This is a genomic window from Roseovarius sp. JB2-10 (assembly GCF_055693585.1).
The window spans coordinates 1,837,642-1,851,257 of sequence record NZ_CM146337.1; the positions used below are offsets into that span (position 1 = coordinate 1,837,642).

The 13,616-nt window shown below is 56.1% G+C and carries 23 protein-coding genes; 21 read left to right on the forward strand and 2 right to left on the reverse strand.

The genetic code is table 11. From position 1 onward, the window contains the following. Positions 1 to 35 precede the first annotated feature (35 nt). The 12 genes from rpmC (at position 36) to ACZ1HJ_RS09205 (ending at position 4,913) form a co-directional block, all read left to right on the forward strand. Positions 36 to 245 (forward strand): 50S ribosomal protein L29, encoded by a 210-nt coding sequence (gene rpmC / locus ACZ1HJ_RS09150; protein ID WP_472721984.1) that lies wholly within the window; start codon positions 36 to 38, stop codon positions 243 to 245. A 12-nt stretch (positions 246 to 257) separates the two neighbouring features. After that, entirely contained in the window at positions 258 to 488 is a 231-nt protein-coding gene (gene rpsQ / locus ACZ1HJ_RS09155; protein WP_472721985.1) for a 30S ribosomal protein S17, read from the forward strand. 74 nt (positions 489 to 562) lie between these two features. Next, positions 563 to 931, forward strand: a complete 369-nt coding sequence (rplN, locus tag ACZ1HJ_RS09160; protein ID WP_472721986.1) for a 50S ribosomal protein L14 — start codon at positions 563 to 565, stop codon at positions 929 to 931. Position 932: 1 nt separating this feature from the next. Beyond that, a complete protein-coding gene (rplX, locus tag ACZ1HJ_RS09165; RefSeq protein WP_472721987.1) occupies positions 933 to 1,244 on the forward strand; it encodes a 50S ribosomal protein L24 in 312 nt (103 codons plus the stop codon). Continuing rightward, positions 1,237 to 1,800, forward strand: a complete 564-nt coding sequence (gene rplE / locus ACZ1HJ_RS09170) for a 50S ribosomal protein L5 (protein ID WP_472721988.1) — start codon at positions 1,237 to 1,239, stop codon at positions 1,798 to 1,800. Before rplX ends, rplE begins: the two co-directional genes overlap by 8 nt. A 19-nt stretch (positions 1,801 to 1,819) precedes the next feature. Beyond that, positions 1,820 to 2,125, forward strand: a complete 306-nt coding sequence (gene rpsN, locus ACZ1HJ_RS09175) for a 30S ribosomal protein S14 (RefSeq protein ID WP_085802462.1) — start codon at positions 1,820 to 1,822, stop codon at positions 2,123 to 2,125. A 12-nt stretch (positions 2,126 to 2,137) separates the two neighbouring features. After that, positions 2,138 to 2,530, forward strand: a complete 393-nt coding sequence (rpsH, locus tag ACZ1HJ_RS09180) for a 30S ribosomal protein S8 (RefSeq protein ID WP_472721989.1) — start codon at positions 2,138 to 2,140, stop codon at positions 2,528 to 2,530. Positions 2,531 to 2,542: 12 nt separating this feature from the next. Then, positions 2,543 to 3,076 (forward strand): 50S ribosomal protein L6, encoded by a 534-nt coding sequence (gene rplF / locus ACZ1HJ_RS09185; protein WP_472721990.1) that lies wholly within the window; start codon positions 2,543 to 2,545, stop codon positions 3,074 to 3,076. A gap of 12 nt (positions 3,077 to 3,088) precedes the next feature. Further along, positions 3,089 to 3,448, forward strand: a complete 360-nt coding sequence (rplR, locus tag ACZ1HJ_RS09190; protein WP_472721991.1) for a 50S ribosomal protein L18 — start codon at positions 3,089 to 3,091, stop codon at positions 3,446 to 3,448. A 108-nt stretch (positions 3,449 to 3,556) separates the two neighbouring features. Beyond that, a complete protein-coding gene (gene rpsE / locus ACZ1HJ_RS09195) occupies positions 3,557 to 4,123 on the forward strand; it encodes a 30S ribosomal protein S5 (RefSeq protein ID WP_472721992.1) in 567 nt (188 codons plus the stop codon). A gap of 12 nt (positions 4,124 to 4,135) precedes the next feature. Beyond that, positions 4,136 to 4,324 carry a 50S ribosomal protein L30 gene (rpmD, locus tag ACZ1HJ_RS09200; RefSeq protein ID WP_472721993.1) on the forward strand — a complete coding sequence of 63 codons (189 nt, stop codon included), beginning with the start codon at positions 4,136 to 4,138 and terminating at the stop codon, positions 4,322 to 4,324. A gap of 118 nt (positions 4,325 to 4,442) precedes the next feature. After that, complete coding sequence (locus ACZ1HJ_RS09205) at positions 4,443 to 4,913, forward strand: hypothetical protein (protein ID WP_472721994.1); 471 nt, start codon at positions 4,443 to 4,445, stop codon at positions 4,911 to 4,913. A 160-nt stretch (positions 4,914 to 5,073) separates the two neighbouring features. Here ACZ1HJ_RS09205 and ACZ1HJ_RS09210 read toward each other — a convergent pair whose 3' ends face one another. After that, positions 5,074 to 5,820: a vWA domain-containing protein gene (locus ACZ1HJ_RS09210; RefSeq protein WP_472721995.1), complete on the reverse strand. Its 747-nt coding sequence runs from the start codon at positions 5,818 to 5,820 to the stop codon at positions 5,074 to 5,076. Positions 5,821 to 5,871: 51 nt separating this feature from the next. Between ACZ1HJ_RS09210 and ACZ1HJ_RS09215 the strand changes: the two genes are divergently transcribed. Continuing rightward, the gene (locus ACZ1HJ_RS09215) at positions 5,872 to 6,258 is read left to right on the forward strand and encodes an ectoine synthase (protein ID WP_472721996.1); all 387 of its coding nucleotides are present in this window, start codon (positions 5,872 to 5,874) and stop codon (positions 6,256 to 6,258) included. Here the strand turns inward: ACZ1HJ_RS09215 and ACZ1HJ_RS09220 are convergent. Further along, positions 6,240 to 6,884, reverse strand: a complete 645-nt coding sequence (locus ACZ1HJ_RS09220; protein ID WP_472721997.1) for a hypothetical protein — start codon at positions 6,882 to 6,884, stop codon at positions 6,240 to 6,242. The genes ACZ1HJ_RS09215 and ACZ1HJ_RS09220 overlap by 19 nt on opposite strands. A 322-nt stretch (positions 6,885 to 7,206) precedes the next feature. Between ACZ1HJ_RS09220 and rplO the strand changes: the two genes are divergently transcribed. The 8 genes from rplO to rplQ all read left to right on the forward strand — a co-directional run bounded on the left by rplO (position 7,207) and on the right by rplQ (position 13,414). Beyond that, entirely contained in the window at positions 7,207 to 7,680 is a 474-nt protein-coding gene (gene rplO / locus ACZ1HJ_RS09225; protein WP_472721998.1) for a 50S ribosomal protein L15, read from the forward strand. 112 nt (positions 7,681 to 7,792) lie between these two features. Continuing rightward, complete coding sequence (gene secY, locus ACZ1HJ_RS09230; RefSeq protein ID WP_472721999.1) at positions 7,793 to 9,157, forward strand: preprotein translocase subunit SecY; 1,365 nt, start codon at positions 7,793 to 7,795, stop codon at positions 9,155 to 9,157. Then, positions 9,154 to 9,798 carry an adenylate kinase gene (locus ACZ1HJ_RS09235; RefSeq protein ID WP_472722000.1) on the forward strand — a complete coding sequence of 215 codons (645 nt, stop codon included), beginning with the start codon at positions 9,154 to 9,156 and terminating at the stop codon, positions 9,796 to 9,798. Before secY ends, ACZ1HJ_RS09235 begins: the two co-directional genes overlap by 4 nt. Positions 9,799 to 10,047: 249 nt before the next feature. Next, a complete protein-coding gene (locus ACZ1HJ_RS09240; RefSeq protein ID WP_472722001.1) occupies positions 10,048 to 10,698 on the forward strand; it encodes a VPLPA-CTERM sorting domain-containing protein in 651 nt (216 codons plus the stop codon). Between the two features lie 276 nt (positions 10,699 to 10,974). Next, on the forward strand, positions 10,975 to 11,343 hold the full coding sequence (gene rpsM / locus ACZ1HJ_RS09245; protein WP_472722002.1) for a 30S ribosomal protein S13: 369 nt from the start codon (positions 10,975 to 10,977) through the stop codon (positions 11,341 to 11,343). A 14-nt stretch (positions 11,344 to 11,357) separates the two neighbouring features. Further along, positions 11,358 to 11,747 (forward strand): 30S ribosomal protein S11, encoded by a 390-nt coding sequence (rpsK, locus tag ACZ1HJ_RS09250; RefSeq protein WP_085798477.1) that lies wholly within the window; start codon positions 11,358 to 11,360, stop codon positions 11,745 to 11,747. A 110-nt stretch (positions 11,748 to 11,857) separates the two neighbouring features. Continuing rightward, positions 11,858 to 12,874 (forward strand): DNA-directed RNA polymerase subunit alpha, encoded by a 1,017-nt coding sequence (locus tag ACZ1HJ_RS09255; protein ID WP_472722003.1) that lies wholly within the window; start codon positions 11,858 to 11,860, stop codon positions 12,872 to 12,874. Positions 12,875 to 12,994: 120 nt separating this feature from the next. Further along, positions 12,995 to 13,414, forward strand: coding sequence for a 50S ribosomal protein L17 (gene rplQ / locus ACZ1HJ_RS09260; protein ID WP_472722004.1), 420 nt, complete (start codon positions 12,995 to 12,997; stop codon positions 13,412 to 13,414). The last annotated feature ends 202 nt before the right edge of the window (positions 13,415 to 13,616 follow it).

The following is a 13,616-nucleotide window of genomic DNA, read 5'->3' on the forward strand; positions in this document are numbered from 1 at the left end:
GGCTTGCTGGTGTTTTGAGAGAAGGAAAAAGGCGAATGAACGCCCAGGAACTACGTGATAAAACGCCTGATCAGCTCCGCGATGAGTTGGTGGCTCTGAAGAAAGAACAGTTCAACCTGCGCTTTCAGTCGGCCACGAACCAGCTGGAAAACCCCGCACGCATGCGCCAGGCGCGCCGTGACGCGGCCCGTGTGCTGACCATCTTGAACGAAAAAGCTGCGGACGCAGCCAAAGACGCTGAATAAGGAGCCATATCGATGCCCAAGCGTATCCTGACTGGCACCGTGACCAGCAATGCCAACGAACAAACAGTAACCGTATCGGTTGAACGTCGCTTCAAGCACCCGGTTCTGGCCAAAACGATCCGTAAGTCCAAGAAATATCGGGCTCACGACGAGAAGAACGCTTTCAAGGTCGGTGACCAAGTCCGCATCATCGAATGCGCACCGAAATCGAAAACGAAACGCTGGGAGGTTCTGGAGGCGTAAGCCTTTGAGCCTTTCGGTTTAATCGAAACCCTGGGGACAAGGCAATGAAGCCCCCAAAGGTCGGGAGAAACCATATGATCCAGATGCAGACCAATCTGGATGTTGCTGACAATAGCGGCGCGCGCCGTGTTCAGTGCATCAAGGTCCTGGGTGGTTCCAAGCGTAAATACGCATCCGTCGGCGACGTTATCGTTGTCTCGGTCAAGGAAGCCATCCCACGCGGTCGCGTAAAGAAAGGGGACGTCCGCAAGGCCGTTGTCGTACGCACCGCCAAAGAAGTCCGTCGTGAAGATGGCACAGCAATCCGCTTTGACCGTAACGCCGCCGTGATCCTGAGCAACTCAGGTGAGCCGGTCGGTACCCGTATCTTCGGGCCGGTTGTTCGCGAATTGCGTGGCAAGAACTTCATGAAGATCATTTCACTTGCCCCGGAGGTGCTGTGATATGGCTGCGAAACTGAAAAAAGGTGATGAGGTCATCGTCCTGTCCGGCAAGGACAAGGGCAAGAAAGGCACCATCGCATCCGTCGACCCAAGCGCCGGCAAGGCCGTTGTGGACGGGGTGAACATGGCTGTGCGCCACACCAAGCAAAGCCAGTCGAGCCAGGGCGGCCGCATCCCCAAAGCGATGCCGGTTGACCTGAGCAATCTGGCCTTTCTGGACAAGAACGGCAAAGCAACCCGCGTCGGCTTCAAAATGGACGGCGACAAGAAAGTGCGTTTTGCCAAGACCACGGGGGACGTGATCGATGCTTGATACTGCAAACTACACCCCGCGGATGAAAACCGCCTATCGTGAGACGATCCGTCCCGCGATGAAAGAAGAGTTCGGCTACAAGAACGACATGATGATCCCACGTCTGGACAAGATCGTTCTGAACATCGGCTGTGGTGCCGAAGCGGTGAAAGACAGCAAGAAAGCCAAATCAGCCCAGGAAGACCTGAGCACGATTGCCGGCCAACATGCTGTGATCACCAAAGCCCGCAACTCGATCGCTGGTTTCCGGGTTCGTGAAGACATGCCGATGGGCGCGAAGGTTACCCTGCGCGGCAACCGGATGTATGAATTCATCGACCGGCTGACCACCATCGCGATGCCCCGTATCCGCGACTTCCGCGGCGTATCGGGCAAATCGTTCGATGGGCGTGGCAACTATGCCATGGGCATCAAGGAACACATCGTTTTCCCCGAGATCAACTTCGACAAGGTCGACGAGATCTGGGGCATGGATGTCATCATCGCAACCACGGCGCAAACCGACGCTGAAGCCAAGGCGCTGTTGAAGCATTTCAACATGCCCTTCAACAGCTGAGCGGCGGGAGGAAAGACTTATGGCTAAAAAAGCAATGATCGAACGCGAGAAGAAGCGCCAGAAGCTGGTTGAAAAGTATGCTGCCAAGCGTGCTGCGCTCAAAGAGATCGTGAATGACGAAGCCAAGCCTATGGAAGAGCGTTTCCGCGCCTCCCTGAAGCTGGCGAAACTGCCGCGCAACAGCTCGGCCACCCGGCTGCACAACCGTTGTCAGCTGACCGGTCGTCCACATGCGTATTACCGCAAACTCAAGGTTTCACGGATCGCGCTGCGCGAGCTTGGCTCGAACGGCCAGGCCCCCGGCCTCGTGAAATCCAGCTGGTAAGGGAGATTTGATATGAATGATCCTATCGGCGATATGCTGGCCCGTATCCGCAACTGCCAAATGCGCGGTAAATCCACCGTCATGATGCCTGCCTCGAAAATGCGCACACGCGTTCTCGATGTTCTGGCGGACGAAGGATATATCCGTGGCTATGAGGCGACCACCGGCAAGGATGGTCACCCTGCGATCGAAGTCAGCTTGAAATATTTCGAAGGCGAGCCTGTCATTCGCGAAATGAAACGGGTCTCCAAACCCGGTCGTCGCGTTTACCTGAGCGTCAATGACATCCCCGTTGTCCGTCAGGGCCTGGGCGTGTCGATTGTCTCTACGTCGAAAGGCGTGATGTCGGATGCAAGTGCCCGTAGCCAGAATGTTGGCGGCGAAGTGCTCTGCACCGTATTCTAAGGGGGCTTTGAAATGTCTCGTATCGGAAAACAACCCGTTGCATTGCCAAGTGGCGTGACTGCGTCTCTCTCAGGTCAGACCATCGAGGTCAAAGGCCCGAAAGACACGCAGAGCTTTACCGCCACCGACGATGTCACACTGACCGTTGAAAACGATCAGGTCACCGTGACACCGCGCGGCAAATCCAAACGTGCGCGCCAACAGTGGGGCATGACCCGCACCGTGATCGCGAACATGGTTCAAGGCTGCAACGAAACGTTCAAGAAAGAGCTTGAGATCCGCGGCGTGGGTTATCGGGCAACGGTTCAGGGCAATATTGTCAAACTGAACCTTGGTCTGAGCCATGACGTGGATTTTGAAGTACCTGCTGGAGTGACTGTGACGGCCCCCAAACAGACCGAACTGGTCGTTGAGGGCACGAACAAGCAACTCGTCGGTCAGGTCGCGGCCAACATCCGCGACTGGCGTCGCCCCGAGCCCTACAAGGGCAAAGGCATTCGCTACAAGGACGAGTATATCTTCCAGAAGGAAGGCAAGAAGAAGTAAGGACGCGATAAAATGGCAAACAGCAAAAGAACACTGTTCCTTAAGCGCCGCCTGCGCGTTCGGAACAAACTTCGCAAGGTCAATGCGGGCCGTGTACGCCTCAGCGTTCACCGCTCGTCGAAGAACATCAGCGCTCAGCTGATCGATGACGTCAACGGCGTGACACTGGCCTCGGCCTCGACCCTTGAAAAGGGCCTGGGTTTGGTTGGTAAAAACAACGTCGAAGCGGCCACGAAAGTGGGTGCCGAGATTGCGAAGCGCGCCAAGAAGGCCGGGGTAAGCGAAGCTTATTTCGACCGTGGCGGTTTCCTCTTTCACGGTAAGGTCAAGGCCGTTGCCGACGCCGCCCGTGAAGGTGGTTTGAAAATCTAAAACAGCGCAGGTGGCCCGCATCTGGGCCACCTCGATGATCCGGGAGCTTCATGCTCACTGGGATCGAGACAAACGAGGCGCCAAGCGCCACATTGAAAGGACGCCATCATGGCAAGAGATGACAACCGCCGCGGAGGTCGCGATCGCGACGAAGCGCCGGAATTCGCCGATCGTTTGGTTGCAATCAACCGCGTATCGAAAACAGTTAAAGGCGGTAAGCGCTTTGGCTTCGCTGCTCTGGTCGTTGTTGGCGACCAAAAGGGCCGCGTCGGTTTCGGCAAGGGTAAAGCCAAAGAGGTGCCCGAGGCGATCCGCAAGGCAACAGAACAAGCCAAGCGCCAGATGATCCGTGTGCCGCTGCGCGAAGGCCGTACGCTGCACCACGACATCGAAGGCCGTCACGGCGCCGGTAAAGTGGTCATGCGTACCGCCCCAACCGGTACCGGTATCATCGCCGGTGGTCCGATGCGGGCTGTGTTTGAGATGCTGGGTGTACAGGACGTTGTGGCCAAATCAATCGGCTCGCAGAACCCCTACAACATGATCCGCGCCACGCTGAACGGCCTTGGCCGCGAAGCCAGCCCGCGCATGGTAGCTCAACGCCGTGGTAAGAAGGTTGCCGACATCCTCAAAAAAGATGACGCACCGGCTGCCCCTGCCGAAGCTGAAGCGTAAGGAGAGCGACCAATGGCAAAGACTATCGTCGTCAAACAGATCGGTTCCCCGATCCGCCGTCCGGGCAAACAGCGTCAGACGCTGATCGGTTTGGGTCTGAACAAGATGCACAAAACCCGCGAGCTGGAAGACACCCCAGCCGTGCGCGGCATGATCGCTAAGATCCCGCATATGGTTGAGATCGTCGAGGAAAAGGGGTGAGCGCCGACTAGGAAATCATCCAGCGGATGATTTCAGGTGCGAACGGGCGGAGCCCCGGCCTTGCAAAATAGAGCACCCCGGCCAGAAATGGCTGGGGTTTTTTCGTGAGGAGGTTTGAGTGACCGAACTATTATCAGAAACGGAAATTGCCGTTCGCGACTTGAAACGGTTGATTCATTCGGTACCCGATGAAGTGTTATGGCAAATCGCTACGGCGGACAGTCATGCAGACACCTACGAGCGCCAACAACACTTTTCGGCGCTCAAGAAGCTCATCGAAGAACAGGCTTGTGAAGTTATGGATGATGAAATGTACTGGTACCCTTTGGAAGCTATTGAACTTAGGGCTCATGTATATGCGCCCGACTGCGAAGAGGCGTTTGCAGTTTCTACGGCTTTGTTGCTGATTGATGACATCAAAAGAGATCACATGGACTACATGGACTTCCGTATGAGAAGCATTGGCATAGCAACTTACGAAAAACTTCCGACTCACCTAGCTCAACCTCTGCTGAAGGGTATCGCTGTGTTGCAAAGACGGTTTTCCGAAGATAAATTTTCGTGTTCTCTACAGCTTCCTGCCAAATGAATTGGCTCCGCCCAGCTTGCCCGGGCAGCGCCCGACCCTCCACACCGAAGGGCGCTTTTGCGACGTTTCACATGGAATAAACGTTAGCGGAATTGGCGACGAGATCGCGGAGAAACAACGTTTTGGGCGCCCACCCAGGGTCGGGCGCTGCCCTGTGTTGTTATGTGGGATGTCTAAGCGTGGGAATTTGCCCAATCAACGCACATCCAAGCGTGTCCTGCAGTGCTTCGGCCAGTTCATCCACAGTTTCCGTCGATACATAGGTGCCACCGGTACCATCACTGAGGCATTTGGCGACGGACGCGCCATCGGAATAGATGCCCGCCTCCGGGCTGTCCCAGGCAAACGGGTCAGCGACAACGCGAAATCCGATGACATGGATCGTAAGATCCAGCGCCGAAAGGGCCAATTCCTTGCCCGTTGCACAGGGGCGCCCGCCACAGGTTTCATTGCCATCCGTCACCAGAACGACAATGGCCGGTTTGGACCGGTATTCCAGCACGTCGGCCGCCTTGCGCACAGAGGCGGTCAGGGGGGTCAGGCCGTTGGGATCAACCGTGTCAATTGTGTCGATGATCCTCTGTCCCGCATCCCGGACCGGCGCGAAACGCAGGTTGACGCCCTCACACGACCCTTCCGGGCCAGGCCCGTAAACCAGAAGCCCGATGCGCCGGATTGGCGCGATCTGGGGCATGGCACGGCGGATGGCCTCGCGGGCGTCGTCAATGCGGGTTGGGGCGCTTAAATCAAACCCCACCTCGGCCATGGATCCCGATCCATCAAAGACCAGCATGGCATCCGCAGCGCAGCCTGACGATGCACCGGCAGGGGGCGGCGCCCCCGCAACAAGCGAGAGTGCCAGTGCTGCGCACAGACATGCCGCAGATCGGTTGGGAACGGTTTTCATACCCCAAGTCTGGCACTAGAGTGCCTTGAAAAGCAATGAAAGGACCGTGCGATGTTCATCAAATCCCTGTCAAAGACGATCGACACGCCTGACCATGTGACCGGCGAAGGCTTTGAAAGTCGGCGGTTGCTGTTGGCACGTGATGGGCTGGGTTATTCCTTCCACGATACAATCGTCAAAAAGGGCAGCACGCAGGTTCTGGAATACAAAAACCACGTCGAGACCAACTATTGCATCGAAGGCGAGGGAGAGGTGGAAGAGGTGGCGACCGGGCGCATCTGGCCGTTGGGGCCCGGCACGATGTATGTGCTGGACCAGCATGACGCGCATATCATTCGTGCCACGAAAAGCGATCTGCGTTTCATTTGCGTCTTCACGCCCGCCCTGACGGGTCATGAAAAACATGACGCAGATGGCAGTTATGCGGCGCCGGAATAAGAAGATTGCGCTGCTTTCTCGCGATTGACCGTGCGATAGGTTTCTCTCTGGCCCAAAAGAACGGCCAAGACGATCGCGCCGTTCAAAGAGAAAAGATAGAGCGGGTATGCCAGGATCACCGGATCAAATTTCCCAACCGCCAAAATTGCGAAAACGGATGCGATACATGAGCAGCCCCAAGTCGACAGCGTTTCGCTTGCAGGGTCGAGATACGCTTTGCGAATGGTTACGACCCCGCCCAACAGGCTGATTGTGATGGTGATGGCCAAGGCATAGATTGCAGTGCTTGTCAGATACCACGCTACCAGTCCGCCCGCTGCAAGCAGCAGGACAATGACATCCTGACGATTGAGAAACCCGCCGACACCGAGCCAGATGGACAGCAGGAACACGGTGATCGTGCCGCTGACCTGCACGCCGGCAAACCACAGAGAATTGGAGGCCCCTTCATAGAGCTGCGAAAAGAAGGCAATAGAGCCCAATACCGACCAGATGAGCCATGAGGCACGTTGAGGTTGCGTGCGCTTGAGCAGCGTGTCGCGGATATAGGGCAGATAGGCAACGGTCGAGAGAGAGGCGGAGATCAGCCCAAAAAGGGCCAGAGGAGAGGCGAAAAAATCCGTCAAAGAAATAGTCCTGATATTAGGGGGTATTCGTAAATTGCAGGGCGGAAAAAGCCGTGCGGAAGGTGATTTGAAATTGGGCCTCTCTTGATGTCTCTATGCGACAAATCTGCGATGAAAAGTTGCCCTAGCGTAAGTCTGGATTTCCTTACCTTTTTCCCAACGGGCTGATTGGCACACCAAGGGATCGCGAGATGTCTTGCATCGTGCTTCGGTTGGGTCTATACGCCCCCGGTGGTCTCTCAGGCCATGGATTCAAAAATCAAGAAATGCCGTGGTTGACCCGTTACGCTTCGGGGGTCACATCCGGCTTAGGAGAAGCGAAATGAAACTGAATGAACTGCGTGACAATCCAGGCGCCACCAAGAAACGGAAGCGCGTTGGTCGTGGCCCGGGCTCGGGCATGGGTAAAACCGGTGGCCGTGGTATCAAAGGTCAGAAATCCCGTTCGGGTGTGGCAATCGGCGGTTACGAAGGCGGGCAAATGCCGCTCTATCAACGCCTGCCAAAGCGTGGCTTCAACAAGCCAAACCGCAAGCAATTTGCCGTTGTAAACCTGGGCCTGATCCAGAAATTCATCGACGCCAAGAAGCTTGATGCGAAAAAAGCCATCACCGAAGATGTGCTGCTCGAGAATGGCATTATCCGCCGCAAATTGGACGGCGTGCGTGTCCTCGCCAAGGGCGAAATCAGCGCAAAAGTGAAGCTGGAAGTCACCGGTGCGTCCAAATCTGCCGTCGAAGCGGTGGAAAAAGCGGGCGGTTCGCTGACAGTCACATCCGCGCCTGCGGCTGAATAAGAGGTTGTGAGAGGCGCCCCCGCGCCTTACATACTCCTTTAAGTTTTCCATTTGACGCCGCCCGAGCTGGAAAACAGCTTGAGGCGGCGTTGATTTTAGAGAGAGACCGCGAATGGTATCTGCAGCAGAGCAAATGGCCGCCAACACCAGCTGGTCGGCACTTGGCAAGGCAACCGATCTTCGCAATCGCATCCTTTTCACGCTTGGTTTGCTGATCGTTTATCGTCTGGGCACCTATATTCCGGTGCCGGGGATCGATGGGGCCGAACTGCGCGCCTTCATGGAACAAGCCTCGCAAGGCATCGGTGGTATCCTGTCGATGTTTACGGGCGGTGCTTTGGGCCGGATGGGCATTTTTGCCCTCGGGATCATGCCTTACATCAGCGCCTCGATCATCGTGCAGTTGATGACGGCCATGGTGCCAAAGCTCGAACAGCTGAAGAAAGAAGGCGAACAGGGCCGCAAGAAAATCAACCAATACACCCGATACGGGACGGTGTTTCTGGCGACGTTGCAATCCTACGGTATGGCGGTCAGCTTGCAATCCGGCGGGTTGGCAACCGATCCGGGCATGTTCTTTATTGTCTCGTGCATGATCACCCTTGTGGGTGGCACGATGTTCCTGATGTGGCTGGGTGAGCAGATCACCGCACGCGGCGTCGGCAACGGTATCTCACTGATCATCTTCGTCGGCATCATCGCCGAACTTCCTGCCGCTCTGGCGCAGTTTTTTGCCAGTGGCCGCAGCGGTGCGATCAGCCCTGCTGTGATCATCGGTGTGATGATCCTGGTGGTTGTCACGATCGCCTTCGTGGTGTTCATGGAACGCTCTCTGCGCAAAATCCACATTCAGTATCCGCGCCGTCAGGTGGGGATGAAGGTCTATGATGGCGGCTCCAGCCACCTGCCGGTCAAGGTGAACCCGGCGGGCGTGATCCCTGCGATCTTTGCCAGCTCGCTCTTGCTGTTGCCGATCACGATCAGCACATTCTCGGGCAACCAGACAAGCCCGCTGATGTCCACGGTTCTGGCCTATTTCGGACCGGGTCAGCCGCTCTACCTTTTGTTCTTTACGCTGATGATCGTGTTCTTCGCGTATTTCTATACCTACAACGTGTCGTTCAAACCGGAAGAGGTAGCGGAAAACCTGAAGAACCAAAGCGGGTTTGTACCGGGCGTCCGTCCGGGCAAGAAAACCGCAGAGTATCTGGAATACGTGGTCACCCGTGTTCTGGTGTTGGGTTCGGCCTATCTGGCGGCGGTTTGTTTGCTGCCGGAAATCCTGCGCAGCCAGCTGCAAATCCCGTTCTATTTCGGCGGTACGTCTGTTCTGATTGTGGTTTCCGTGACAATGGATACAATCCAGCAGGTTCAGTCGCACCTTCTGGCGCATCAATATGAGGGTCTGATTGAAAAATCACAGCTCAGCGGTAAAGGCCGCAAGCGTGCGCGCAGGAAAGGGACATCTCGCCGATGAACATTATTCTTCTTGGACCACCGGGTGCCGGAAAAGGCACGCAAGCGCATCTTCTGGTCGAAGCGCGCAACATGATCCAGCTTTCAACCGGCGATATGCTGCGTGAAGCCAAGGACAGTGGGACCGAGATGGGTAAGGTTGTGGCCGATGTTATGGCGCGCGGCGATCTGGTCACCGATGAGATCGTGATTGGCCTCATCCGCGAGAAATTGCAGGGCGACAAGCAGGGCGGGTTCATCTTTGATGGCTTCCCCCGGACGCTGGCACAGGCCGATGCCTTGGCGGAGTTGCTGGAAGATACCGGCGAAACGCTCGACAAGGTCGTGGCGATGGAAGTCAATGATGACGCCCTAGTGGCCCGGATCACCGCCCGCTCGACCTGTGGCGGGTGTGGCGCTGTCTACAACGATATCACCAAGCCGATCCCGGCAGATGGCAAATGCGCGAATTGCGGCAGCACCGAATTCAAGCGCCGCGCCGATGACAACGAAGAAAGCCTCAAGAACCGGCTGATGGAATACTACAAGAAAACCTCGATGCTGATCGGCTATTACCACGCCAAGGGAAATCTCGGTTGGGTCGACGGCTTGGGCGAAATCGACGAGGTGCATGCGGAGATCAATGCCACTTTGGACGGCTGATACGGTCAAAAACCGCTTATTGTAGTCTTGATGGGGTCGCGGCAAATCGCCGGGGCCCTTTTTCATTTAAATACCGTGGGTTCCGTTCTGGTGCAGTACGGATCAAGCCAAATCAGGGCTGTATCTCACCCAGGCAATACCCAGGGCACCATGACCTGATCCAGCGGCAAGATCGACCACAACGGGCATAAATGCTAAGGTAGGACATTATTTTAGAAAGCAATTTTGATATCTGACAGGAGAATTGTTTTGAAACGTATTCGTTTATTTCTTGGTTTGGCAGTGTTGTTCCTGAACCCAATCGCCGCCAGCGCCGCCACGCTCGATTTCTTTTTCATCGCCAGTATAGGTTTTCGGTCTGGTCCGTACGTCGCTGACCCGCCCATCGCGAATTTTGCGCCATTCACAGGCAACCTGCGGGTCGAGTATGATGGTGATCCAGACACGCTCTCGGTTGTCTCGGCCGATATGACCATAGGCGGGTTCTCCTATGCGACGACTAATTCCAGTAACCTGACGACCTTTGTTGTGAACGATACAGCGATAAACCCGGCTGGCCCGACGGATTTCCTCCGGCTGAGGTTGGACAACATCACCGGTCCCGATCTTGACGGGCTGTCGCCGCTGATGTTCGAGTTTCGTTTCAACGATTTTTCGCAAACAATGTTTGCAAGTGATATGCCGACGGTCGAAGAGTTTCTTGCGATGCCGAGTTTCAATGGCGACATGTCAATCAGATGGGGGGACGAGACAACCATTGGTGTATATGGCGGTTCCATCGATCTGTTTATTGCCACAAACCTGACGCCGCCCTCGGTTGTCCCATTGCCATCCAGCCTGGGGTTTCTTGCTACTGCGCTTGGAGGATTTGGCCTGTTCCGGCGCAGGTATCGGGGATAAAGTGTCATGTAGAACCGGGTATTAAAAACCGTTGGGTTCGCGGTGATACGACCCATTGGCTGTGACGGAAGCGAAAATCCTTGACACGGGCTTGACGGGCCGGGCGATTCCTCATACTCACCACCATCTCGCATGAGAATTGATTCTGATTTGGGTCGCGCCCAAAGACGGATCAGATCATAGAAATTCAGCTGCGGCCCGGAGCGAAAACGCCTCGGGCCTACGTTGTGAAAAAAGGTTCTGGAGCTACGGAACCGCAACGAAAGGAAAAGACACGTGGCACGTATTGCCGGCGTAAACCTCCCGACCAACAAACGGGTCCCAATCGCCCTGACATATATCACCGGAATTGGCCATTCGACCGCCAAGGCCATCTGCGAAGCCGTAAAGATCGACGAAACCCGTCGCGTCAATGAGCTGAGCGATGCCGAGGTTCTGGCCGTTCGCGAACATATTGATGCCAACCTGAACGTCGAAGGCGACCTGCGCCGTGAGACGCAGATGAACATCAAACGCCTGATGGATCTGGGCTGTTACCGTGGCCTGCGCCATCGTCGTAACCTGCCAGTCCGCGGTCAGCGCACCCACACAAACGCACGTACCCGCAAAGGCCCCGCAAAGGCCATTGCCGGTAAGAAGAAATAAGGGAGGGCTGATCAATGGCACGCGATACCAAACGCACCAAAAAGAAGGTCTCCAAGAACATCGCCACAGGCGTTGCTCATGTAAACTCTTCGTTCAACAACACAAAGATCCTGATCTCGGACGTGCAAGGCAATGCCATCGCATGGTCTTCCGCAGGCACCATGGGTTTCAAAGGCTCGCGCAAATCCACCCCTTACGCGGCTCAGATGGCCGCCGAGGATGCGGGCCGCAAGGCACAAGAGCATGGCATGCGCACGCTGGAAGTCGAAGTGCAGGGCCCGGGTTCTGGCCGCGAAAGCGCATTGCGCGCGCTGGCGGCTGTTGGGTTCAACATCACGTCGATCCGTGATGTGACACCGATTGCACATAATGGCTGCCGCCCGCCGAAACGTCGCCGGGTCTGAGCTATTCCTACCTTTGGGGCTGCGTGTTTTCACACGGCCCCAATTCGTCATTTTAACCTCGGGCGTTCCGCCTTTTTGGACATGAGGGCTGAACAGGAATGGAGGGACATATGATCCACAAAAATTGGGCTGAACTGATCAAGCCAACGCAGTTGGAGATCAAACCGGGCAATGACCCGATCCGCCAGGCAACTGTTGTGGCCGAACCGCTGGAGCGTGGTTTTGGTCTGACATTGGGCAACGCGCTGCGCCGCGTTTTGCTGTCGTCGCTGCAAGGCGCGGCCATCACCAGTGTGCAAATCGACAACGTTCTGCACGAGTTCTCATCCGTTGCGGGCGTTCGCGAAGACGTCACTGACGTTGTTCTGAATCTCAAGGGCGTAAGCCTGCGCATGGAAATCGAAGGGCCTAAGCGTCTGTCGATCAATGCCAAGGGCCCCGGTGTTGTCACAGCGGGTGACATCTCGGAAAGCGCGGGCATCGAGATCCTGAACAAGGATCACGTAATTTGCCACCTTGATGAGGGCGCAGACCTGTTCATGGAACTGACCGTGAACCAGGGCAAAGGTTACGTTGCTGCCGACAAGAACAAGCCAGAGGATGCGCCGATTGGCCTGATCCCGGTGGATGCGATCTATTCGCCGATCAAGAAAGTCAGCTATGACGTGCAGCCGACCCGTGAAGGTCAGGTGCTGGACTATGACAAGCTGACCATGAAGGTCGAAACCGACGGTTCGATCACACCCGATGATGCCGTGGCCTATGCCGCGCGGATCATTCAGGATCAGCTTTCCATCTTCGTAAACTTCGAAGAGCCCGAAAGCGCCAGCCGTCAGGACGAAGACGATGGCCTCGAGTTCAACCCGCTTCTGCTCAAGAAAGTGGACGAGTTGGAACTGTCGGTTCGTTCGGCTAACTGCTTGAAAAACGACAACATTGTTTACATCGGCGATCTGATCCAGAAGACCGAAGCAGAGATGCTGCGCACGCCGAATTTCGGCCGCAAGTCGCTCAACGAGATCAAGGAAGTCCTGAGCGGCATGGCGCTGCATCTGGGCATGGATGTCGAGGACTGGCCGCCGGACAACATCGAAGATCTGGCCAAGAAATTCGAAGACGCGTTTTAAAGCGCGTCTTCACAACTGCCCGGGATGAGCCGGGGACAACATGGGCAATCCCGCCCCAAGGAGAGTGGCTGACACGCATCAGACCACCGGACAAAGCAAAATTGAGAAGGAACTAAGAAAATGCGTCACGCACGAGGCTACCGCCGCCTGAACCGTACCCATGAGCACCGCAAGGCGCTTTGGGCCAACATGGCCGGCTCGCTGATTGAACACGAACAAATCAAAACCACGCTGCCAAAGGCCAAAGAACTGCGCCGTATCGTGGAAAAGCTGATCACCCTTGGCAAGCGCGGCGATCTGCATGCGCGCCGTCAGGCCGCCAGCCAGCTGAAGCAGGACCAATACGTCACGAAACTCTTTGACGTCCTTGGCCCGCGCTACAAAGAGCGTAACGGTGGATACGTCCGCGTCCTCAAGGCCGGTTTCCGGTATGGTGACATGGCGCCGATGGCGATCATCGAATTCGTCGAGCGCGATCTGGATGCCAAGGGCGCAGGCGACAAAGCCCGCGTCGCAGCCGAAGAGGCCGCAGAAGAATAAGATCACCGGGCCATTCGCCCTTCGATCAACCCCCGCGCGGACCTCCCGGGCGGGGGTTTTCTTTTGCCTTTTTTATCGGGCGGCGTCTGGGCCATGTTCTGACGCCGTGTTCAAAATCTTGTGGTTGCGGCGCGAATTGCATTTGTGTCTGCTTGCGTTGCCGCACCGACGCACGCATATCTTTAGGTAAGATTTGGGAGGT

Bases quoted from the DNA above. Each gene is read 5' to 3' on its own strand.
- ACZ1HJ_RS09235 (WP_472722000.1), top strand. From the start codon at position 9,154: ATGAACATTATTCTTCTTGGACCACCGGGTGCCGGAAAAGGCACGCAA.
- rpsK (WP_085798477.1), top strand. From the start codon at position 11,358: ATGGCACGCGATACCAAACGCACCAAAAAGAAGGTCTCCAAGAACATC.
- rplF (WP_472721990.1), top strand. From the start codon at position 2,543: ATGTCTCGTATCGGAAAACAACCCGTTGCATTGCCAAGTGGCGTGACT.
- ACZ1HJ_RS09210 (WP_472721995.1), bottom strand. From the start codon at position 5,820: ATGAAAACCGTTCCCAACCGATCTGCGGCATGTCTGTGCGCAGCACTG.
- rpsN (WP_085802462.1), top strand. From the start codon at position 1,820: ATGGCTAAAAAAGCAATGATCGAACGCGAGAAGAAGCGCCAGAAGCTG.
- secY (WP_472721999.1), top strand. From the start codon at position 7,793: ATGGTATCTGCAGCAGAGCAAATGGCCGCCAACACCAGCTGGTCGGCA.
- rplO (WP_472721998.1), top strand. From the start codon at position 7,207: ATGAAACTGAATGAACTGCGTGACAATCCAGGCGCCACCAAGAAACGG.
- rpmC (WP_472721984.1), top strand. From the start codon at position 36: ATGAACGCCCAGGAACTACGTGATAAAACGCCTGATCAGCTCCGCGAT.
- rplN (WP_472721986.1), top strand. From the start codon at position 563: ATGATCCAGATGCAGACCAATCTGGATGTTGCTGACAATAGCGGCGCG.
- rplR (WP_472721991.1), top strand. From the start codon at position 3,089: ATGGCAAACAGCAAAAGAACACTGTTCCTTAAGCGCCGCCTGCGCGTT.
- ACZ1HJ_RS09255 (WP_472722003.1), top strand. From the start codon at position 11,858: ATGATCCACAAAAATTGGGCTGAACTGATCAAGCCAACGCAGTTGGAG.
- rplQ (WP_472722004.1), top strand. From the start codon at position 12,995: ATGCGTCACGCACGAGGCTACCGCCGCCTGAACCGTACCCATGAGCAC.
- rpsH (WP_472721989.1), top strand. From the start codon at position 2,138: ATGAATGATCCTATCGGCGATATGCTGGCCCGTATCCGCAACTGCCAA.
- rpsE (WP_472721992.1), top strand. From the start codon at position 3,557: ATGGCAAGAGATGACAACCGCCGCGGAGGTCGCGATCGCGACGAAGCG.
- ACZ1HJ_RS09215 (WP_472721996.1), top strand. From the start codon at position 5,872: ATGTTCATCAAATCCCTGTCAAAGACGATCGACACGCCTGACCATGTG.
- rpmD (WP_472721993.1), top strand. From the start codon at position 4,136: ATGGCAAAGACTATCGTCGTCAAACAGATCGGTTCCCCGATCCGCCGT.
- rplX (WP_472721987.1), top strand. From the start codon at position 933: ATGGCTGCGAAACTGAAAAAAGGTGATGAGGTCATCGTCCTGTCCGGC.
- rplE (WP_472721988.1), top strand. From the start codon at position 1,237: ATGCTTGATACTGCAAACTACACCCCGCGGATGAAAACCGCCTATCGT.
- rpsQ (WP_472721985.1), top strand. From the start codon at position 258: ATGCCCAAGCGTATCCTGACTGGCACCGTGACCAGCAATGCCAACGAA.